This is a genomic window from Legionella nautarum (assembly GCF_001467895.1).
Classification (GTDB): Bacteria; Pseudomonadota; Gammaproteobacteria; order Legionellales; family Legionellaceae; genus Tatlockia; species Tatlockia nautarum.
Map to the genome: position 1 here is coordinate 1,268,163 of NZ_LNYO01000013.1, position 20,859 is coordinate 1,289,021.

Consider the following 20,859-nt stretch of genomic DNA (forward strand, 5'->3'; position numbering starts at 1 on the left):
ACCCAAACCTTGATTTAGCCTTTTATTCAATGATTGGGGGATAGTAATGAAAAAAGATCTAACTGATTTACCCGATAATGCCATCGAGCAAGTTAAAACTTATCTTCTCAATCTTCAAGACAAACTTTGTAAATCGTTATCGACAATTGATGGCCAAGGCCAATTTAGCGAAGAAAGCTGGACACGCCCTCTTGGCGGCGGCGGTATAACCCGAATTTTAAATGAGGGTAAAATATTTGCCAAAGCAGGAGTCAATTTTTCGCATGTATCGGGCGAGCAATTGCCTCTTTCGGCTACCGCTCATCGTACTGAATTAGCCGGTTGTCGTTTTAGTGCTTTAGGAGTGTCGTTGGTTATCCATCCAGAGAACCCTTATATTCCCACCGCTCATGCCAATGTGCGTTTTTTTATTGCCGAAAAGGATAACACTCCGCCAATTTGGTGGTTTGGCGGCGGTTTTGATTTAACTCCTTATTATGGTTTTCGTGAAGATTGTAAACACTGGCATCAAATAGCTCATCAAGCCTGTGAGCCTTTCGGCAAAGATCTCTACCCTCGCTTTAAAGCCTGGGCGGACGATTATTTTTATTTAAAACATCGACAAGAGGCCCGTGGAATTGGGGGCTTATTTTTTGATGATTTTAATGAGGGAGGCTTTATTAACAGTTTTGGTTTTATGAAAAGTGTCGGTGACCATTTTAGCAAAGCTTATGAGCCAATTGTTATCAAACGTAAAGAGTTAGCCTACGGTGCTAGAGAAAAAGCATTTCAGCTTTATCGACGGGGGCGCTATGTGGAATTTAATTTAGTTTACGATCGCGGAACCCTCTTTGGCTTGCAATCAGGAGGACGGACAGAATCTATTTTAATGTCCCTACCCCCTGAAGTTCATTGGGAATACAATTGGCATCCTGAAAAAGAGAGCGTGGAAGAAAGTTTATATACTGATTTTCTTCCTCCCAAAGATTGGTTGAACGATTAGCCAAATCCTCGGGAACAGCCCCCTGGTACGTCATCCAGAGCTTTATTTTTGTTTATACCGTTCGTCTTGAGGAAGCGCGCAGCGCTGTCTCGAAGTGTCGCGATGCCCTTTCGAGAGCCCCAGGACAGGCTTCGAGACGCACGCGATGCGTGCTCCTCAGCCCGAAGGGATAAATTAATACAAATTTCTTATATTCTCATTTTCTTTGGGGATACCTAAACTCGGGTAACAAGAGCTAAGCCAGTTGAGCCCTAGCTTGCATCGTCAATAATATCCATAGCATTAATGCGGCAACTGCATTTAACACAGCTAAAATAAAGAAAACCATCGCTATTCCCACGTTTAAATGCAGTAGCAATACCACGATGAAAGTCCCACAAACCATAAACAAGGCATTGATAATGTTATTAGCGGCAATTGTCCGCGCACGCGCTCCATCATCACTACTTATTTGTAAATAAGTATAAAGCGGTACAACAAACAATCCTGCGCAAAAGGAAAAAAAGAAAAAATCGAAGACAATTCGCAGGCTTGATAGCTTTAAAAAAAACTGCCCAAAAGTTTGCAGAGGCATCTCTTCAGTGAGTATAGGTGAAGCTAAATACAAATCAACGGCAAATAAGGAGCACAGCAGCATTGCCAAAGGAACATAACGTAAAGTGATTTTACCATCTAAAAAATGACCAATTGCAAGCGCGCCTAAGGCAATGCCGGTGGAAAATAAAGAAAGAAATACGGCAAATACGGAGGTATCAGCGCCTAAAACATAGCGAGTGTAATCAGGCAGCTTGGTCAACATCACAGCCCCTATTAACCAGAACCAGGAAATAGCTAAGATGGCTGGAAGCAGCCGATGATTTTTTAGTACATCCCTTAACATCCCTTGGGTAGCTCGCCAGATTTTCCAATCGATTTGCAAGTTTTTGCTTTTTGATGAAGCTGCAGGAATATAGCAACTGGCCATAAAGCCTAAAATGGCAATAAAGTTGGTTATTAAAATAGCATAGGTAACATGAGTTATCGTTGTTCCAATCGCGAGAGCGCCTAAGGTAGTACCTAAAAGTATTGCTAAAAAAGTACTTGCCTCAATTAATGCTGTTGCACCTAATAAATGCTCTCGAGCTAAATGGTCTGGCAAAATAGCATATTTTATCGGCCCAAAAAAAGTCGAATGAATGCCCATTCCAGTTAAACAAAGGAGTAATAAGCTAATACTTCCTTGACTCAGGGCAAAACCACCTACAAACATTAATAGAACTTCGAATAACTTTATTAATTTAGTCATCAAGGCTTTATCATACTTGTCTGCTAATTGACCTGCCGTAGCTGAAAATAGAAAAAAAGGCAAGGTAAATAAAGCGCCGGCGATAGCTTGATAATATTCTGATTGCCCTTGCGAAGTACTCAAATGATAACTAATCAACGTCAACATGGATAATTTAAATGCATTATCATTAAAGGCGCTAAAGAATTGAGTCAAAAATAAGGGTAGAAATGTTTTTTTATTCAACAGATAAGTTGCAAGACTTGCCATTTAAAAATGAAACTCCTGATTTGTTTATCAGCAAAGGTAATCAGAAAGCTGATTGAAGTCAAATTCTATAATAAATAATTTTAGAGCGATTTGTGAACTCTCGGTTAAATGGCAGAGCTAAACAGATAATACAAAAAGCAGATAAATTGCTTTAAATATAAGCAAAACTATCATACACTGATGCGTCTTAAATTACTAGGTGAGATTTTATGGGGCTTCATCGTGTTGTTTCAGTTGACTTTGATGGCAGTGTATCTGAAGGAAGCTGCGATGATATTCTTGCTCTTCCTAAAAACGCTCCATTGATAAAACAAATAAAGGAGAGCAATAACCTTTTCACAGAAACACATGTTTTTATCAATTCAAATCGCCAATCCGTCAGGGACGATAATGGAAACTCGGGTTTAAACAGAAATGGCTCCTGTTATCCAAGAATTCAAGGCTTAAGTAAGGAAATAGGGGCTATATTTCACGATGTCTTACTGACAGACATTTATAATGATCTGGAAGCTGGGGAAACTTTTAAACAAGCGCTTACTCTTTTAGATCTAGCACAAAAAGACTATGTGCAAGATCTCGTTCGGGCAGCAAAATGTCCCGATTGGTTACATGATAGTAGTAAACTATCTATCCTTCTTTTGCAAGCGCACTTATTCGCATCCCTGTATCCAGAGGATGAGTTTGAATTTTGTTTTTTGGATGATAAAAAGGAGATTTTAGATGATCTAGCCGCTTTTTTTGATATTCCAGAAAATGCTCAATTACTTCCTTACAATCTTAAAAATCTTTTTCTTATCCCCCATCCCAGCATAAGAAAAATATCGGATAATAGCTCCCTCATTCTTGATGATAGCTTGAAAAATAAGAAAGAAAAGAGTGCGCTTTTAACTGTAATAGAAAAAGAAAGTCCACCAAGTTCTGAAAAGCAAGAAGAGCATACAGAGAGTTACCTTTCTTATGCTCCTATTGCTGGTAAAGGTGAAATTCGGTTTGACTACCGTGATATGATAAAAAAAATAGCTGCCGTATGTATTGAATCGGCAAAATTCCAAACTTATGATCCTTGCGATGAAAGCGCCAATCCAGTTAGAAATTATGAGCAAGCAAAACGAGGTGGTTTTACCCTAACTGCCGCTATGAATTTTGCACGCGATTACGCCCTTGGCAAGGAGCCTAAAGACTTACCCGCACCGACAGAAAAGCTTAGAAGATTAGCTCCAGCTATATTACAATCAAAATTGGAAGCTTCAGAAAAATTAACTACCCCAGCGGCCCCTGCCTCACCAACAGCTGTTTCATCAAAGAGAGGTCTCTTAAGTTCAATTTTTCATCCTCTCCGTAAAGAAGAAAAAGGGAAAGAGAAAAAGAAAGATAGAAAAGAAAAGAATAAGTTGAAAGACAAAAAGGAAATAGAAAATTTGCAGCACAAGCTGAATAAAGATTTACATGAAAAGTTCAGTAACATGGAAAAAGAGAAAGAGAAAAAGAAAGAATCATCCTCTGCCCCCCCAGCAACAGCCTCTACTGATGTTAATCAAGGGCCAAGATCACCTGAGCCTGCCCGTTTTTTCTTAGAATCGAGAGCGCGTCATCCAGCAGCGCCACCGAGTAGTCCATCTATACTAAGCAATCATCGTGGGGGTATAAACTAAGAGATTTGTTCAGCCTCATTCTCTACCGCCCTTTTGCTCAAGGACGAAATAATTTTTTCCAGGCTATGTCGATGCGGCTCAGTCTGCTCGATGATAGCCTTAGTTCGCTGCTCGCAATAATCTTTGACTTCTCTGTCCGGTAAGATATAGAACGTATTATTTTTTAGCTCACGGATGATATGCTCAGCGACATCAAGGGCTGGTCGGCTACGCGCGACCAGTTCGGCAACCATATGATGTAATTTATCAGTATGCAAAGGAGCAGAATTAGTAAGCAAGGAGGTATTGGCAAACGAAGGACAAACGACTGACACATCAACTGGTTTATTTAGACGCTGTAAATCAAAATAAAGCGACTCAGACAGTGCAACAAGTGCATGTTTAGACATCGCATAAGCGCCCATTTGCGAGCCACTGCATAAACCATAAAAACTGGCCATGTTGATTACACGAGAACGATGTGCTTGTTTGAACATCAGGGGTAAAAACGCTTGTAAGCCATGAATCGCTCCGTGCAAATTAATATCCATCACTTTACGAATATGTTCAGTGGTTAATTCCCATATTGGCGCAAGATGGCCACTGATCCCTGCATTATTAAATAACCAGTCAACACGACTAAATCGTTCATAGGTTTGTTTTGCTAAATGCCTCAGACTTTCAGGTTTAGCAACATCACAAACGACACCTAAAACTTCCGCTCCATTTTGATCACTTAATTGCTCAACTTTATCGCAAAGGGCGGTCACGGCATTATCTGCCATAACGACATGAATACCTCGTTGCAAACAAACCTGTGATAAAGCCAAACCAATACCGCTTGCAGCGCCAGTTATCACTGCCACGCGTTGACTAGATTCCATTCTGACCTCCCCCAAATAATCTAAATTCGATACCTAGTTCAAGGTCAATAAAAATCGCCTAGATCTAAAGTCGGTATCGCTAATATGTGGTTTCTCATAAATGATGTACTTATGCGAGAGCCAATGATCTATTCGAGTAAGACACTGGAATAAGACGGAGTGGATGATAACGATTCTGCTAGTCGCTGGTCAAGAAAAATAGAAGCACGAAGTCAGGCAGGTTGCCTGACTTTTACGAGTTATTATTGCTCATCAGTAACAATAACAACATCTTGTGCTTTGAATCCTTTAGGACCTTTATCGAGGATAAAAGTTACCGGATCATTTTCGTGTAATGTCTTAAAACCAACACCCTGTATATCCTTATAATGAACAAATATATCATCACCTTGTTGATTAACGATAAATCCAAATCCCTTTTTTTCATTGAACCACTTAACGTGGCCAGTTTCTCTTTGCGACATTCACTATCCCCCTTACGAACACTTCTATCATCTACTAATAGTAGAGCGAACATTTCCAGCATCCATTCAAGTTCAAATCGCGGACAACGGATAACAGAGTACCGCATATACAACTAAATTTGCGCTACAATGGATGCCTCACAATGCCGGAATCAACCAAGCATGTGATTAGCATAACAGTTTTTTGTTGATTGTTAACGATTTTTTTTTAAAATCGTTAAGCTCAACGAATTCAATTATTTTTGGGGATCTTTGATGGATACTTCTAAAGAAGCGTTTATTCGCCTTTCCTTAGATTGCCAAGTCTTAAAATTTGGTGAATTTACTTTAAAATCGGGTCGAAAAAGCCCCTATTTTTTTAATGCTGGTCTTTTTTACCAGGGAGACGCCTTACGATCTCTGGGTTATTTTTATGCAAAAACATTAATAAATAACAATATAAGCTTTGAGCATCTGTTCGGACCAGCCTATAAAGGACTACCTTTAGCGACTGCCGCCGCAGTCGCTCTGGCGGAATTGGGTATTAACACGACAGTAACCTTTAATCGCAAAGAAGCAAAAGATCATGGCGAGGGTGGAAAACTCATCGGCGCCCCCCTGCATGGCAAAACGGTTATTATTGACGATGTCATTACTGCCGGAACTGCTTTTCGTGAGGCTCAAACTTTAATTAAAGCACATGGCGGTCAACTTGAATGTGTAGTTATCGCTCTCGATCGCTGTGAACGGGGTCAGACTAATCTATCCACTCTTAAAGAGATTGAAGCACAGGGTATTCGGGTATTGTCGATTATTACGCTTTTTGATTTGATTGAGTATCTGCAAAAAAATAACCAGCCTCAGGACGTTGAGCGCTTGCTTGCTTATCAAAAGGAATATGGTTGTTAGCATTATTATCATCCCTGCAGAAGCAGGGATGATAATTCAAGACAGCCTAATAGGCAGCAATATCAATCGTTTTTATCTTATAATTTGCTTCTGTATCATTTCTTAATACAGTCAGAGTAACCTCTTCACCAACTCTAATGTTAGTCAACAAATTATAAAGAGCATCGTAGTTTTTAACGGGATGGCCATTTAAAGCGGTAATAATGTCGCCTAAATGTATCCTCCCCCAGCTATCGCGATGAGTTCCCCGCAACCCAATTCGTGCAGCGGGTGTATTAGGTATAACATCGGCGATTAAAATTCCTTTATCAATTCCAAAACGTTTTGAAATACTCGGTCCAACCCACTGTATACCAATACCTGCTAAAACTACTCTACCGTTTTTGATAATTTGTGGCACTATGCGGGCAATATCATCCGCAGGTACTGCAAAACCCACTCCTGCCGAAGAGCCAGAATTAGAATAAATCGCTGTATTCATCCCGATTAATCGCCCTTTACTATCTAATAGAGGACCGCCTGAATTACCGGGATTGATAGAAGTATCCGTCTGAATCATATCGCGTATTGCTACCCCGCCAGCGCCAGGAACTTGACGCCCAAGTGCTGAAATAACACCGACTGATAAACTATGATCAAGCCCAAAAGGATTACCAATCGCGATGGTTTTTTGTCCTACCAACAATTCATTAGTGCGCGCCAATTCAAAGGGAACAAAAGACTTAAGGAGCGCCAAAGCCTTAGGCGATTTAATTTTTAAAACAGCGATATCTTTACGAGGCTCAGAACCAATAACCTTAGCAGGTACTGTCATATTTCCAATACCTATTGCCAGATTTTCAGCACCGTTTATCACATGAAAATTAGTCACTATATGGCCTTGATCATCCCAAACAATGCCTGAGCCTGCGCCTGCTGGTACTTGAGTACGCTCTAAAGAATGATTAATAACCGTCGTTAAGCGATGTACATAAACTACTTTGGGAGAAAATTTTTGAAAAATTTCAACTGTATTTCTTTCATTAGGTAATAGTTCATCAACTATTGTACTGTGAGAAGACGTTGCAACAAAACTTGCACAGCAAATTAACAATGACACTAAGCCTTTAAATTTCATGTGAAACTCCATACTCATAATGCTTTAATGCAGTGAAACTAAAAAAATGATTATATTCAACCAATTCAGCAATTTTTACAAAAAAACAAATCAATTATAATACGCAAGTTATTTTTGCGAAATAACAATCACCAATAGATCATTATGAACACGAAATACCTCAACTGACCGAATTATGCCTCAAGTGAACCAAAACAGACAATCAAAAAATGTACAATTTTTCGAATTTCTGAATTATATCGACTACCTATATTCGGTCAATAATGACACAAAAAATCCATAACCTACTGAATTTTAAATAAAAAAACACCATGGATTAGCTATGCCAATCCTCAGTGCAAATGAACTAATTGAGTATGAGTCTCTATTGAAAAATAACGTTTGAAGGCTTGATAAGAGTCTACCATAGGCCATTCCTCAGCCCTATCGCACATACGCTGCATTTCAGCTTCAAATATTGGTCGATAATTAGTCTTCAGAAAAGGTTCTATATCCATCAAATTACTAAAGTTTTTTATAACTACAGTCGCATTTTCAGCCAAATGGGACAAATTGATACGATCTAACACGTCTGCAAAATCAACTTGCTCTTCAACAGCCGATTTTAGCCATTTTAGTAAAACAGAACGGGGTTTAACTCGTAACAATTGTCGTCCCTGAGCTAATGATGGTTCCATTAAGACGATCTGAGAATGTAATTCAAATTTAAAACAGCATAGAAAATCGAGAAAACTCCCTTCGATATCATTGCGAGCGTTCTCTCCCAGCCAACGATGGATTTCATAGCGAAACATCGTTGCAAAATGATTTTCTATTTCATTAAGTGTATCCTCGTCATTATTGTGTTTGGCAATAATATATGCAGTATTATCAATTTGTAACGGACGTAATTCTGGCAATTCAACGTCGGGTAATTGTGCTGCAAGAAAAGACAAAAAAACACGTGTAGGCTTGAGAATTATAATTTCCCATTTACTCGATTGCATGACGCGCTCCTTGATCTTATTGACTCATCCTGAGTACAACTGAAAAGTAAAATCAACGTCTTTTTTCCCAACTTTTTCGAGGGAAGACAATCAGGTTAACTCTCTCCCAGAGCAATGGCAAGATACTTTTTTATTTTTTTAGCTAGATAAAAAACTTGACAAAAAAAACTAACATAATTTCCTATAGATAAGATTTTCTTCTTTCAAAACGATCTTCTTGCGTGAGGGGTATTGCAGATTCTACTCTCATGCCTCCTTGCCAAGGTTTAACGAGGAATCAATGAGAACTATTTGTAGCAGAGAGCTTCTACAAGCCTGAAAGTGACGATAACTGTTTTTAATCGCGCGCAACTTGACATAGAGCCAGTTATCTATATGCTTGTTGGATTTATTTTGCTGTTACCCAAATCATGAAAGTCCTGAAGAAACTTCTCGTTGGCCTACTGGCCCTCTTAGTAGTCACTACGATTGCTCTTTGGGCTCTCGCAAAGACCGTAAGTCCAGACATCATCAAGAATTATGTTAGTTCTCAGCTATCTACTTTAACCCAACAAGAAGCTAAAATTGAAGGAGAGATTTCCTGGCAAGTATTTCCGCGTCCGGGAATTAAAATCACGCAAATACTAATTGGCAACGGGCAGGCTCAAACTAGTTATTCAGCTAAATTAGAAAATTTATTATTTAACTTAAAAATTACCCCTTTATTGCGCGGAAAACTGGTATTTAACGAGTTAAATGTAGATGGGTTTAAAATTTATGTGAATCCTGAAACAACCTCCTCCGCAGTCAAAACTACAAAACCGAAAGAGAGTAGCGGCCATCTAAAAAATAACCTTGCCGATCAGTTTGCTATTGAACGTTTCATGTTAAGCCATGGTCAAGTGATCATTCAGCAAAATCAAAAAATAACTACCCTCTCAGGTTTGCAGATTGGAGCAGAACAATTTAACTTACAACGCACAACTTTTCCGCTGCAATTTAAAACCAATCTCGAAATTACCGAAGCACAGGAAAAGCTATTAAAAACACAAATTAATTTTAAAGGAAGTACCAGTCTAACCCCTAATTTATTCAGCAATCCATTAATGGCGCTGCAAAATACTCCTTTAGATGGACAATTATATCTACAAAATACCAGGATAAAGCATTTTAAAATAGCCAAAATTAGTGCCCGTACCAGAACAAAACCCGGTGTTTTACTGCTAAACCCCTTAACTTTTAATTTATACAATGGTGAATCCGTTGGGGATCTTCATTATGAATTTGCTAGTAAAAAGCTAATTCTAAATCAAACGGCTACCAATTTAGAAAGCTCTAAACTTATAAAAGATTTATTCAATAAAATCTTATTCAAAGGCAGTCTTGATTTTTCAATCCATGCTCAAGTCAATTTACAACATCCAAATTGGCTAGATCATCTCGCTGGAAACGGTAGTTTAACCATTAAAGATGGAGTGGTTGAAGCCATTAATTTAGATAAAGTCATCGAAGAAACCAATAATAAAATAGCTAACCTGCTCGCTACCAACAAAGCGGACATGCAGCATGTTTTAGAATTAGGACAATTTAATAATCCAGAATTTTTTAAAGGTGGAACACGCTTTAATTTACTGACCTTTCAGTATCTCTTGCAAAACTCAAAATTGGAAAGTAATTCCTTAGTTCTACAAACTGATAAATTGCAGTTAAAAGGCGAAGGAAACTTAAATTTAAAAGATGAGAATTTAGATAGCCGTTTATTTGCAAAAGTTATTAGCCAAAATAGCCAAATAGAAAAAATTCAACAGATACTTGGTGGTAGTTTTCCGATTCTAGTTAAAGGCAGCTTAACCGAACCAACGGTTTCACCTGATCTTCAAAAAATTAACCCTTTACTTAACAAAGCTTGGTTGGCAAATACCCTCACTAAGCCTATAAAAACAATTGAAAAAACAATAAAAACGATTATTACTACAACGATCCCACCGCTGCCATAAGACTACATTTAACCCATTCCTAGATCCTACGGCTTGTTCGCAGGATCTAGAGAGTTAGCTCTGGCATTCGATTCGTGGATGAAGTAGGCGGGAGGTTTTTATCCTTAAGCCGCGCCCTTGAGATAGGAATAATTAATGCTAGAAGAGCAATTCACGATCCCATTACTTAACTGGTTTGATCATCATGGTCGTAAAGATTTACCCTGGCAACATCCACGCACAGCTTACCGAGTGTGGATTTCTGAGATTATGTTGCAACAAACTCAAGTTAAAACGGTCATTCCCTATTTTAATCGGTTTATATCTAATTTTCCTGACATTGAGCAGCTTGCTGAAGCTGATGAAGACAGGGTTTTAGCGCTTTGGTCCGGGCTTGGATATTACAGTCGTGCTCGTAATATCCATAAGACAGCTAAAATTATTTGTGAAAATTATCAAGGCGAATTTCCTACTCATTTAGCAACTCTCCTACTCTTGCCAGGAATTGGCCCCTCAACAGCTGCAGCCATTAGTTCCCAAGCTTTTGAGCAACCTACGCCTATATTAGATGGGAATGTTAAACGTGTGCTCTGCCGTTATTTCCTCGTTGAGGGTTGGCCTGAGCAGAGTGCAGTGAAGCAAAAATTGTGGCGCTTTGCTGAACAATGTATGAAGACTGAACGCTGTGCCGATTATACACAAGCGATTATGGACCTAGGAGCTACTTGTTGTACAACGAAAAATCCTAAATGCACACACTGTCCCTTGCAAAAAACCTGTTTAGCTAAACTTCAAGATAAAGTCCTGCTCTATCCACATAAAAAGATAAAAAAAACCATACCGATAAAGCAGCAGCAATTTTTGCTGCTGCATAATGCAGAAAAGCAAATTTATCTTGAAAGAAGACCACCTACTGGCATTTGGGGAGGGCTTTGGTGCCTGCCGACTATTGAGATTGAAACCTGCCCAAAAGAATATATTGAAAAAACTTATATGATGACCAGTTTAGATACACAAGAGCTGCTTACTATGAGACATACTTTCAGTCATTTTCATTTAGACATCAAAGCATTAGCCCTGCAAACCGTCAACAATAGCAGCACTATTGCTGAGCAACCAGGTAAATGGTTTGCCGCTACGGAAATTAACGAGTTAGGACTAGCTAAACCGGTGAGTACTATCCTTAATCATTTTTTGAATCTCTAAAAAAATTGATGTAGTTTGAGCCTTGGTCTCATGGGCGTCTTAATAATTAACCGTTGGGACTTAGTCCTTCGAGAGCCTCAGGATGCGCGGAGCCATCATATTGTCTCCGAAGGCTTGATGCGAGACTTCGAGACGGCGCAAGCGCCTCCTCAGTCCGAACGGTATAAACAAAACGCTCAATGAACTAAACAGTCTATTTAATTTCGTGGAAATACCTCAGTATGAACTGAGGAATCCTACGAAATAAGTATTTAAGGAATTTGTATTCATTTTATTCCGTTCAGCCTGAGGAGCACGCATCGCGTGCGTCTCGAAGGCCTGCCCTGAGGCTCTCGAAGGCCTGCCCTGAGGTTTGAGGAGGGAGACACTTCGAGACGGCGCTGCGCGCCTCCTCAGTGCGAACGGTATAAACAAAACGCTCAACGAACTAAACAGTCTGTTTAATTTCGTGGGGATGCCTCAGAGTCCAAAAACCCAACCTACACCCCCAAGCTCTCTAACTGGTCATCCTCTTCACCCCGGGTTGCCATGATTATCAACAAGGCACCAGCTATGAGTAATAAACAAATCTCACCGATATACAGTTGAGTCACAGGTGCATTTTTCCATTGAGCCAAAATATAATAGAACACAATAATTATCGCTCCTGACATGGAGTTGAATAAAGATTGCACTCTTCCTTGATAATCAAGATCCGTTATTTCTTGAGCAAGGGTCGTTAATAATGCCCAGGAAGAAAAGGCAAAGCCAATGAAGAAATGATAAAAAATTGCCCAAGATACACTCTGAGTATGGCTAAATAAGTAAAAAGCAACAATTCCGATTAAAACTTGAGCAAAAATTACCCTTAAAAGAGAAAAAACGCTAGCCAACCAGGGACTCAAAAATCCACCTACTACAATTCCAGCAGATAGCATAGCCTCTAACCAACCAAATTGCGCTACCGAACTGTGTAGCACTGATTTTGCGAAAGGAGCAAGTAGTACTGGTGCTGTCATATAACAAATAAAGAATAATCCTTGAATTAAATAAATTAACAGCACGGGAACACGCGCAATAATATAACGCCCGCCTTGTAAAAATTGCTGGAAAAAAGATTCACAATTTTGCTCTTTTTGTTTATCAGAGCAATAAGAAATTCGCCAAAGGAACAGCGTAGCACATAAATAAGTTAATCCATTTAAAACAAAACAGGTTGCAAAAGAAGTTCCAGCAAGAATTAACCCAGCGCCTCCCATCCCTAATACTGCCCCTATCTCATAAGCCGTATCAACCATTGCATTCGCATAGAGCAAATCATCTTCTGTATTAACAATTTCACGCACAAAAGTCATCGCTGCTGGAATATAAGCTGCTAATAAAGTCCCTAGCACAGTTGCCAAACAATATATAGCAAAAGGACTGATTTCATTGCGGTAAGCGATAAAGGCGAAACCCAATAAACAGATAGCCCGCAAGCTATTCGTAGTCAGCAATAAAAATTTGCGATTGCAGCGATCGGCAACTACACCTAAAAATGGGCCCAACAGAACATTCGGCAGCCAAAAGCAAGCCATTAAAATAGCTGTAGAAACCACTGAGGCATCGAAACGCATCAAGGCCCAAATCATAATAATGTAGGTCAGACCATTACCAAACATGGCTAAAGCACAGCTTAGGGTGAAATGCCTAAATGCATCGTGTTGGAAAAGTTCGTATTGTTTGCTAAACATAATAAAATCATCTTAAAAGTTGTTTAGCAAAGCGATTAGGTATACGCGATACTAAACTAGATAAGGAAAAGGGAATTAGACGCCTGTAGCTCTGCTATTTTTGTCGTAGAAAGCAATAACCCGGGCTTAAAATTGAAAAAAATCATCTCTAGACTCCATCTTGTGATGTACACATCATATCACATAGCCAACAATATGAAAATATTTTGAACAACAAAAACCTTGGCTTTGTTATTGTATTAAAAGCTAAATCAAGTATTATCCTACTGCTAATAATTATTGAGATACGGCATTATGATTATAGTTACCCTTATATTAAGTCTTATTGCCCTATTATGGTCAGCCAATCACCTGGTCTCCGGGGCTTCAGGCGTTGGCCTCTATTACAATCTTCCGCCTTTGCTAGTAGGCTTAACTTTAGTAGCTTTGGGTACTTCTGCACCCGAAATTATGGTAGCTATTAGTGCATCCATTGAAGGTTATACTGATATTGCTATTGGGAATGCAATAGGGACTAACATTGCTAATATTGGCTTAGTATTGGGCTTAACTGCGCTTTTAAAACCTCTAAAAATTCAATCGACGCTATTTCACCGTGAATTTCCTTTGCTTTTTTTGGTGATGCTTTTTACTTATTCGATAATGCTCAATGGCTATCTGAATGTTTTGGATGGTTGTTTGTTTTTGCTCGCCTGCATTGCTTTGATTCTTTATTTTATTTTTATCACCCGACAACACCGTCCACAAAAACAATTAGCAGTGGAGTTTAAAAACGCGAATTTACGCAAACGCTCTTTCAGGCTTCATCTTGCTAGCCTTATTGTTGGTATTATTGTTTTGCCAATTAGTTCTCGATATTTAGTTAACAGTTGTGTCGCCCTAGGCCATTGGCTTGGCGTTAGTGATTTATATATGGGCTTAACTGTTGTCGCTATTGGAACTTGTTTACCTGAATTGGTCACTTCGATTGTAGCTGCAGCGAAAGGCGCTGACGACATTGCCGTTGGAAATATTCTCGGCTCAAATATGTTTAACTTACTTGCGGTGATGATCTTCCCAAGTCTTATTCATCCTGCGGCCATTAGTCATGCTGTTCTATGGCGAGATATACCTGCCATGTTCGTTACCACCTTAGTGCTTTTATGGATCAATTATTACAATAAACAAAAAATCACGCGTTGGCATGGGGGGATTTTGGTACTTGTTTATTGTTGCTACATGCTTTCACTGATTATTAGTGCTTCTAGTGCCTAATACGAATTGCTCTTTTGGGCTAATAATAGCGCCATTCATGAACATATCCACCCGGTAGGTTAGCGTGGCATCACTGTGATTTGCATTGTGCTAACATTCATGGATCCCTCCTCGCTATGCCCCGGATGACGTCAGAAAGCAATGACTAAACTTTAGTATTCACCAGGAACATCTTGATAAATTAAAGCATCCAAAGGATCTTTTGAGGCATTGATTTTTGGGGGATGTCTTAAAATTCTAGCGGCTTGAATGGCATCCGGCTGACCTGCTCTAGCAGCGCGCTTGATCCAAATCCAAGCTTGCTCCCTGTTTTCGGTAACTCCTTGACCGTAATAATACATATAGCCTATTGCATATTGTGCATCTGGCTGGCCTCTATCTGCTTCTGGTTTTAAATGAATAAATGCATCACGATAATTTTGCACACGAAAGCACTCTATACCTTCTCTTAGATTGGTATCTCTAATTCTCATCACACAGGCAACTTCGGGCAAGGTCAAAAATAACAACAAAGCCAGCTGCAATACAAAACGCATAGATTTCATTCCCCAATCAAAGGCTTCGCCGGACCTTCGAAGATTAATTCATTTTTGGGCAAACTTAAACTCTCAAGGGCGCCATTATGCAAAACAACGACACCTTGGGCAGAAATATGTTTAATTACAGCTCCCCCTGGCAAGGTATCACCCACAACGTAATATTTTTCTTCTCCATTATTTGTTCGAATAATAACCTGTGAATTCTCTTCTTTATCTGAAAACATAATTCCAACCACTTGCACATCAAGCATCGATTGTTTTATCTCTGCATCAGATAAATTTGCTGGAACATAATCACCAAATAAGGCGCCGGTAAAAAGAGGCGAATTAGGCTGAATTGCATTTTGTGGTGCGGCAACTTTTGCTGGCTGGCTGGTAATTTTTGCTTGTTCAGTTGAGCGAAACCCATAAACAATTTCCCAGACAAAAGCAAAGAATGCTAACAAAAAAACGAGACTGGCAGCTAATTTTTTGGGCTCGTTAAAATCTAATAGAAAAAATTTTGTCTGTTTCATTATTTCAATATTCAAGTTAGCATGATTTTTGCAGTTTATACTTAAGCTGCTTGAGTATAACAATCAACTCGAGGAAACAACATGCAATTCGACCAAGAACAACCTCATATACAACTAGCAATCATGTCACGTTGGTATGTTGTCTCTCGAGCTATTCATACTGTAGCAAAGCTTGGCCTCGCGAACCATATGTCGTTGGAACCAAAAAAAATAAACGAGTTGGCTGAAATGACAAGCACAAATCCTGAACTATTGGACCGTTTATTAAAATTCCTCTCTGCTTATAAACTTTTTAAATGTGAAAACGATGCTTATGCATTAACTGAATTATCAATGCCTCTGCGAGACGATGCAGCTAATTCTATGCGTGATGTTTTATGTATGGTCGATGATAGCTGGTGGCAAGCGTTTTCCGCGCTTGATGCCAGTCTGAAAACAGGTATTTCGGCTTTTACTCTCCAGCATGGCGATGATTTTTTTAGCTATTTAAGCAAGCACCCGGAAAAACAAAGCAATTTCGACAAGGGAATGGCTAAATTATCCACCTTTGACGACAATGCCATTGCGCAGGTTTATCCCTTTTCCCGATTTTCACATGTTATTGATATGGGGGGCGGACGCGGTGGATTAGTCAAAGCGTTAGCGTACAATTATCCAGATTTACAATTAACCTTGTTTGATACACAGGCGGTTATTGAGCAGCTTAAGCAGAATGACTTTCCCACAAACGTAGATTTAGTTGCAGGCGATTTTCTTGCTCATGTGCCACAGGCCGATGCCTATCTTTTTAAAGGGGTTCTGCACGATTTTAATGATAAATTTATGCACCATATTTTGAGTAATTGCCATAAACAAATGCCTCACAATGCAACTCTTTTCATCGCTGAACAAGTTTTACCGGATAGTGAACTTCCGCATCCTAATAAAACGATGGATATTGTGATGATGGTTCTTTTAGGAGGTCGGCAGCGGACGATTGCAGAATGGCAAAAATCAATCGAACCTTCGGGTTTTCGCTATTTAGATAGTTATAAAACAAACACACTTTTTACTCTGATGGCTTTTGAGCCTAAGAATGAATAGAAAACCTTGATTCCGCCTCGCTCGAGTTTTGTAATCTAAATTAACCGTTCGGGCTCTGAGGTATCCCCACGAAATTAAATAGACTGTTTAGTTCATTGAGCGTTTTATTTATACCGTTCGCACTGAGGAAGCGCGCAGCGCTGTCTCGAAGTGTCGCCCCCCCCTTCGAGAGCCTCAGGGCAGGCCTTCGAGAGCCTCAGGGCAGGCCTTCGAGAACCTCCGGACAGAGCCTTCGAGACGCACGCGATGCGTGCTCCCCAGGCTGAACGGGATAAAATGAATACAAATTCCTTAAATCTTCATTTCGTGGGGATACCTCAGCTCGAACCATAGCCTAACGGCTATGCGACCTCGCCCAACATTAACGAAATAATAAAGAATTAAAAATATGATCTTTATCGAACTCTTTTTTCAAACTTATCCATTCTTTATTAAGAGAACCAAAATGATTATCCCAGTAACTTTTAGGTAAATCACGGCCTAAATAGCCGGAAAGATAACGTTTCCCCCCCTGCTTCAAGAATCGTGCATCCAATGCTTCTATTGCCTGTAAACAACTGGGCAGCAATACAGAGCTCACTCCAGGGTTTAAAATCATTAGAGCAAAAATGTCTTTTGTCTTTGGCAGCATTAAAAACCCCGTTTGTTGCTGGTTTGCCAGCGGTACTATTTGTACTACAGTGGCGTAATGTAACGGTAAATCGGCTAATAACTCATCAAGGGTATTCGCTAAAATATTAGCGGGAATAAAACATTCGTACCAAGGATGAGATAAATCCCATTGACCAGTCAGTTTCATAATTTCAAAACGAGGATCATGTCGATGAAGATAAGAATGAATGGATTCATCTTGTTTGTGTAGTAATTGCCACGGTTTTAGGTTATTAGAAAAACTTGTGAATTCAGGGGGATCTTTTTCATATTCTAAAGAAACATGAATCGCAAAAAGCCATTGTGCAAAAGGCACACGTCTTTGCGCAACTAATTTAGCACCCTGTATCGAAGGGGAGCAGAAAGCTTCGATGTAATCGGCTTTAGACCTCAGATCAGCCAAATCATGCAACCATTGTTCTTTATCCAAGTAGGTTAAGAAAAAGGTTCTTACTTGTTTTTGGCAAGGTCGTAATTTGATGCAGGCCTTAGTAATAACGGCAAATTGTCCCTGCCCTGAAAGACAGGCTTGAAATAACCGGGAGTTCTCATCTACCATGCGAACCTCACCGTTAGCAAGTACTACTTCAAGCGCTTTTACATTCGCTGTTATAGATCCGTATTTGAAAGAGGAAGCCCCTACTCCCCCAGCAGAAAGTACCCCCGCTATGGATAAATTACAATTATAAGGCAGCACATAGGGTATTTGAGATGATTTTAAAGTGACTTCTAATAAATCAGCCCAGCTACTATTGGCTTCAACCCAAATTGCATCTGTTTCTTTATCCAGAACACCAGTTAATTGCTCTAAATGTAAGGTTAAGCCTTTGCTTGAAAGTGCTTGTCCACTTTGGCTTAAACCATTTCCTCTGATGGTTACCGGGAGTTTATGCTGATTTGCATAATGAATAACTGCTTGAACTTTTTCTACTGAGGGTGGTATGCATACCGCTGCAGGACTAGATTGCAACAGTTTCCCAAAATCTTGGGCATAAAAAACAAGCGTATGCTCATCGCTGAGCATCGCTTGTCCTGTTTCTTTCTCACACTGCTTTATTTGCTGCATACTCCAAGGCGTTTGCTGCATTTTGATTCCTTTGTTTTGCCAACTCTAGTCGACGATTACATGCAAGAAGTAATCCATCAAACATCTTGTTGAATGCATCATAGCAACGGTCTATCATCTTTAAAGCCTCCCGTCTTACATTGATAGGCACTTGCATTGCGAATAATTTTTTCTCCATTTCACCTTCAAATAATGCGTGAGCAAGCTCAACATCTAGATGGTTGGATGAGAAATATTTAAGATTTTGATCTTCACCCGCTTTTTTGACTTGTTTGGCGACTTTCTCGAAGAACACGTGGCCTGAAGATTCAAGGGTTAGTAAGAGAGCTATATTTAAGAGCTCATCATCTGTTTTATAGATTTCAGACATTATTGAGTAAGCTGCATCTCGTGTGAGTTGTGACTCTTTGCTATAGAGCCAAGCTACGTCATCTTTATCACATGATTTGTCATTGCATAAGCCACCCATGTATTTTTTATCGTGTAAAAACCATTTTTCGTGACCGGCATCTTCCAGACGGTGGTGACGTGCAACTTTTTTCAAATAAGGATCACTAACTCTTTCTTCGTTTAGACGTAAGATATCTTGGAAAGTCATTGCCCAAAAGGTTAGTTCAGGGACAAAATAACTGATTTCTTCTAAACTATCTAAATGAGTAAGAACTTCAAAAAAAGGATGATTCATAAATTCTTGTTGTTTTGAGTCGATATATGCTTGTATAGTTTTCATAATAGCCTCCGAGGCTTTCAAAAATTGACAGGACAGTTTAGCTATTGCACCCATTGTGCCAATTTTTTAACCGATTTAACCTCAAAAACAGCAATTTTACGTAATTTCCCTCATTTTTTACAGCAGCCCACCTCGGATAGCGCCAAAAAAATGGCTCCGAATTCAGTTTTTTTGACAAAAAAATGGCCACAAACTCTTTCAATTTTAATGAAATCTAAAAAAACTAACCTAAATTCGCCAATTTTTTGTCATAGGTTTTCATTAATCTATCTACTTCATTCCAATTTATCTCTTCAATGCACCTCACTTTTGTACAAATTTCGTTTAATAATTCAGTTTGCAAAACCCCGTGAGCCTTTGCTTTGGCATAAGGCGTGTTAGTAAACATGACTAATACATGCTTAGAAACGTATCTTTCGGGATAACGATGCATGAGCTCCTGCTCAGTTTGTTTTTTTAAATTGAATTTTTCATCTTGTATATCTGATTGAATCTCATGATAGTTATCCATCGACATTTCAGCGACAGCATCAGTATTGAGCTTACGTGACTTATAAAATGCCGGAATCGCTTGTTGCCAATCATCATGATAAAGTTCCAAAAACTCATTCAAGATGCGGCAATCTTCAAAGGCACTATTCATTCCCTGTCCAAAAAAGGGCACCAAGCCATGCGCTGCATCACCAATGAGCAAGCAAGAATCTTCAAAATACCAGGGGGAGCACTTAACAGTACTTAAATGCCCCATCGGATGTTCAGTGAACTCTTGAATTAAATTCGGCATCGCGTGATAAGCATCGGTGAATTTGTCTTTAAAAAAGGCATGGATACTATCTTCGTCCTCAAGTTCTGCAAAACTGTTTTTACCTTCTTTAGGTAAAAACAGCGAGCCTGTGATTGACTGATCGCGATTAGGGTTACCCAATAACATAAATGAATCTCTTGGCCAAAGATGCAGATGTTCAGGTACAAAACCTTGCGTGTGGTTTTTAGAGATAGATAACTCTTTATAACCATGCGGGAGAAACTCACGCCTAGCATCAATTAATTGCTCTGTGACAAGGGTTTCACGCACAATTGAGGCAGCACCATCCGCGCCTATCAAAAACTGATAGGCCTTGCTTACAGGGTTGCCATCCTTGTCTTCTAAATTGATTAGTTTGTTATGCACGTCAACACCTACAAGTTTCATATTAAAGTGCAAGCGTATTCCCGGCTCCATTTCCGCTTTATTCAGTAGTAACTCATTGAGTTCACTACGTAAAATCGCATTAATATATTCATCCTTATGACGCCCAAATGCTTGATATTTTATTTCACCATTTTGCAAGTGAATTGCTCTAGCCCGCATGGGGACTATGAGGTCGTTCACTTCTCGCATCAAATCCACGCCTGCTAAGCCCGTCATTCCACGACAAGACAAAGCGAGGTTAATGGAGCGTCCTTGATTGATCTCCTTAATTCTCATATCAGGCCTAGCTTCAAATAGCTCCACCTGGTAGCCACGCCTAGCCATGTAGAGCGATACCAAAGCCCCTGCTAAACCAGAACCAATAATGGTTACAGTTCTCATCATTTTCTCCCTTGCCTTTCATCTCGACCAATCTAAAAAGTGCGAGCACTAACATAGTTTGTTTAAGATGAGCTATCCCTAAAATTTTT

Annotated in this window: 18 protein-coding genes; 7 read left to right on the forward strand and 11 right to left on the reverse strand. The window is 39.5% G+C overall.

The window, feature by feature from the left end; all coding sequences use genetic code 11:
- The first annotated feature begins 46 nt into the window (after positions 1–46).
- Positions 47–982, forward strand: a complete 936-nt coding sequence (gene hemF / locus Lnau_RS09050; RefSeq protein WP_058504782.1) for an oxygen-dependent coproporphyrinogen oxidase — start codon at positions 47–49, stop codon at positions 980–982.
- A 235-nt stretch (positions 983–1,217) separates the two neighbouring features.
- On the opposite strand, the gene Lnau_RS09055 is transcribed toward hemF, so the two are convergent.
- Complete coding sequence (locus Lnau_RS09055; protein WP_058504783.1) at positions 1,218–2,516, reverse strand: MFS transporter; 1,299 nt, start codon at positions 2,514–2,516, stop codon at positions 1,218–1,220.
- A 209-nt stretch (positions 2,517–2,725) separates the two neighbouring features.
- Here Lnau_RS09055 and Lnau_RS09060 point away from each other — a divergent pair, with 209 nt between their 5' ends.
- Positions 2,726–4,168, forward strand: a complete 1,443-nt coding sequence (locus Lnau_RS09060; RefSeq protein WP_058504784.1) for a hypothetical protein — start codon at positions 2,726–2,728, stop codon at positions 4,166–4,168.
- Here Lnau_RS09060 and Lnau_RS09065 read toward each other — a convergent pair.
- A complete protein-coding gene (locus Lnau_RS09065; protein ID WP_058504785.1) occupies positions 4,165–5,031 on the reverse strand; it encodes an SDR family NAD(P)-dependent oxidoreductase in 867 nt (288 codons plus the stop codon). The two genes, Lnau_RS09060 and Lnau_RS09065, sit on opposite strands and share 4 nt — an antisense overlap.
- Positions 5,032–5,273: 242 nt before the next feature.
- Positions 5,274–5,495, reverse strand: coding sequence for a cold shock domain-containing protein (locus tag Lnau_RS09070; protein ID WP_058504786.1), 222 nt, complete (start codon positions 5,493–5,495; stop codon positions 5,274–5,276).
- Between the two features lie 255 nt (positions 5,496–5,750).
- Between Lnau_RS09070 and pyrE the strand changes: the two genes are divergently transcribed.
- Positions 5,751–6,383 carry an orotate phosphoribosyltransferase gene (gene pyrE / locus Lnau_RS09075; RefSeq protein ID WP_058504787.1) on the forward strand — a complete coding sequence of 211 codons (633 nt, stop codon included), beginning with the start codon at positions 5,751–5,753 and terminating at the stop codon, positions 6,381–6,383.
- A gap of 46 nt (positions 6,384–6,429) precedes the next feature.
- On the opposite strand, the gene Lnau_RS09080 is transcribed toward pyrE, so the two are convergent.
- Positions 6,430–7,512 carry a S1C family serine protease gene (locus tag Lnau_RS09080; protein ID WP_058504788.1) on the reverse strand — a complete coding sequence of 361 codons (1,083 nt, stop codon included), beginning with the start codon at positions 7,510–7,512 and terminating at the stop codon, positions 6,430–6,432.
- 320 nt (positions 7,513–7,832) lie between these two features.
- Complete coding sequence (locus Lnau_RS09085; protein ID WP_058504789.1) at positions 7,833–8,486, reverse strand: hypothetical protein; 654 nt, start codon at positions 8,484–8,486, stop codon at positions 7,833–7,835.
- A gap of 410 nt (positions 8,487–8,896) precedes the next feature.
- Here Lnau_RS09085 and Lnau_RS09090 point away from each other — a divergent pair, with 410 nt between their 5' ends.
- Both Lnau_RS09090 and mutY read left to right on the forward strand, forming a co-directional pair.
- A complete protein-coding gene (locus Lnau_RS09090; RefSeq protein WP_058504790.1) occupies positions 8,897–10,462 on the forward strand; it encodes an AsmA family protein in 1,566 nt (521 codons plus the stop codon).
- A gap of 135 nt (positions 10,463–10,597) precedes the next feature.
- Positions 10,598–11,647, forward strand: a complete 1,050-nt coding sequence (gene mutY / locus Lnau_RS09095) for an A/G-specific adenine glycosylase (RefSeq protein WP_058504791.1) — start codon at positions 10,598–10,600, stop codon at positions 11,645–11,647.
- Positions 11,648–12,126: 479 nt separating this feature from the next.
- Here mutY and Lnau_RS09100 read toward each other — a convergent pair whose 3' ends face one another.
- Entirely contained in the window at positions 12,127–13,359 is a 1,233-nt protein-coding gene (locus Lnau_RS09100; RefSeq protein ID WP_058504792.1) for an MFS transporter, read from the reverse strand.
- 294 nt (positions 13,360–13,653) lie between these two features.
- Between Lnau_RS09100 and Lnau_RS09105 the strand changes: the two genes are divergently transcribed.
- Positions 13,654–14,613 (forward strand): calcium/sodium antiporter, encoded by a 960-nt coding sequence (locus Lnau_RS09105; protein ID WP_058504793.1) that lies wholly within the window; start codon positions 13,654–13,656, stop codon positions 14,611–14,613.
- A gap of 152 nt (positions 14,614–14,765) precedes the next feature.
- Here the strand turns inward: Lnau_RS09105 and Lnau_RS09110 are convergent, their stop codons facing one another.
- Together Lnau_RS09110 and Lnau_RS09115 are read right to left on the reverse strand one after the other, a co-directional pair.
- Positions 14,766–15,086: a tetratricopeptide repeat protein gene (locus Lnau_RS09110; RefSeq protein WP_338011306.1), complete on the reverse strand. Its 321-nt coding sequence runs from the start codon at positions 15,084–15,086 to the stop codon at positions 14,766–14,768.
- 68 nt (positions 15,087–15,154) lie between these two features.
- On the reverse strand, positions 15,155–15,667 hold the full coding sequence (locus tag Lnau_RS09115) for a type II secretion system protein N (protein WP_058504794.1): 513 nt from the start codon (positions 15,665–15,667) through the stop codon (positions 15,155–15,157).
- An 81-nt stretch (positions 15,668–15,748) separates the two neighbouring features.
- On the opposite strand from Lnau_RS09115, the gene Lnau_RS09120 reads away from it, so the two are divergent.
- The gene (locus tag Lnau_RS09120; protein WP_058504795.1) at positions 15,749–16,750 is read left to right on the forward strand and encodes a methyltransferase; all 1,002 of its coding nucleotides are present in this window, start codon (positions 15,749–15,751) and stop codon (positions 16,748–16,750) included.
- Between the two features lie 361 nt (positions 16,751–17,111).
- On the opposite strand, the gene Lnau_RS09125 is transcribed toward Lnau_RS09120, so the two are convergent.
- From Lnau_RS09125 to Lnau_RS09135, 3 genes are all read right to left on the reverse strand, one after another.
- Positions 17,112–18,488 carry an FAD-binding oxidoreductase gene (locus Lnau_RS09125; protein WP_058504796.1) on the reverse strand — a complete coding sequence of 459 codons (1,377 nt, stop codon included), beginning with the start codon at positions 18,486–18,488 and terminating at the stop codon, positions 17,112–17,114.
- A complete protein-coding gene (locus Lnau_RS09130; protein ID WP_058504873.1) occupies positions 18,445–19,197 on the reverse strand; it encodes a hypothetical protein in 753 nt (250 codons plus the stop codon). Before Lnau_RS09130 ends, Lnau_RS09125 begins: the two co-directional genes overlap by 44 nt.
- A 223-nt stretch (positions 19,198–19,420) precedes the next feature.
- Positions 19,421–20,770, reverse strand: a complete 1,350-nt coding sequence (locus Lnau_RS09135) for an FAD-dependent oxidoreductase (RefSeq protein WP_058504797.1) — start codon at positions 20,768–20,770, stop codon at positions 19,421–19,423.
- Positions 20,771–20,859 lie beyond the last annotated feature (89 nt).

Excerpts from the sequence above, each read along its gene's own strand:
- hemF (WP_058504782.1), top strand. The coding sequence starts at position 47 with ATGAAAAAAGATCTAACTGATTTACCCGATAATGCCATCGAGCAAGTT.
- Lnau_RS09055 (WP_058504783.1), bottom strand. The coding sequence starts at position 2,516 with ATGGCAAGTCTTGCAACTTATCTGTTGAATAAAAAAACATTTCTACCC.
- Lnau_RS09060 (WP_058504784.1), top strand. The coding sequence starts at position 2,726 with ATGGGGCTTCATCGTGTTGTTTCAGTTGACTTTGATGGCAGTGTATCT.
- Lnau_RS09065 (WP_058504785.1), bottom strand. The coding sequence starts at position 5,031 with ATGGAATCTAGTCAACGCGTGGCAGTGATAACTGGCGCTGCAAGCGGT.
- Lnau_RS09070 (WP_058504786.1), bottom strand. The coding sequence starts at position 5,495 with ATGTCGCAAAGAGAAACTGGCCACGTTAAGTGGTTCAATGAAAAAAAG.
- pyrE (WP_058504787.1), top strand. The coding sequence starts at position 5,751 with ATGGATACTTCTAAAGAAGCGTTTATTCGCCTTTCCTTAGATTGCCAA.
- Lnau_RS09080 (WP_058504788.1), bottom strand. The coding sequence starts at position 7,512 with ATGGAGTTTCACATGAAATTTAAAGGCTTAGTGTCATTGTTAATTTGC.
- Lnau_RS09085 (WP_058504789.1), bottom strand. The coding sequence starts at position 8,486 with ATGCAATCGAGTAAATGGGAAATTATAATTCTCAAGCCTACACGTGTT.
- Lnau_RS09090 (WP_058504790.1), top strand. The coding sequence starts at position 8,897 with ATGAAAGTCCTGAAGAAACTTCTCGTTGGCCTACTGGCCCTCTTAGTA.
- mutY (WP_058504791.1), top strand. The coding sequence starts at position 10,598 with ATGCTAGAAGAGCAATTCACGATCCCATTACTTAACTGGTTTGATCAT.
- Lnau_RS09100 (WP_058504792.1), bottom strand. The coding sequence starts at position 13,359 with ATGTTTAGCAAACAATACGAACTTTTCCAACACGATGCATTTAGGCAT.
- Lnau_RS09105 (WP_058504793.1), top strand. The coding sequence starts at position 13,654 with ATGATTATAGTTACCCTTATATTAAGTCTTATTGCCCTATTATGGTCA.
- Lnau_RS09110 (WP_338011306.1), bottom strand. The coding sequence starts at position 15,086 with ATGAGAATTAGAGATACCAATCTAAGAGAAGGTATAGAGTGCTTTCGT.
- Lnau_RS09115 (WP_058504794.1), bottom strand. The coding sequence starts at position 15,667 with ATGAAACAGACAAAATTTTTTCTATTAGATTTTAACGAGCCCAAAAAA.
- Lnau_RS09120 (WP_058504795.1), top strand. The coding sequence starts at position 15,749 with ATGCAATTCGACCAAGAACAACCTCATATACAACTAGCAATCATGTCA.
- Lnau_RS09125 (WP_058504796.1), bottom strand. The coding sequence starts at position 18,488 with ATGCAGCAAACGCCTTGGAGTATGCAGCAAATAAAGCAGTGTGAGAAA.
- Lnau_RS09130 (WP_058504873.1), bottom strand. The coding sequence starts at position 19,197 with ATGAAAACTATACAAGCATATATCGACTCAAAACAACAAGAATTTATG.
- Lnau_RS09135 (WP_058504797.1), bottom strand. The coding sequence starts at position 20,770 with ATGAGAACTGTAACCATTATTGGTTCTGGTTTAGCAGGGGCTTTGGTA.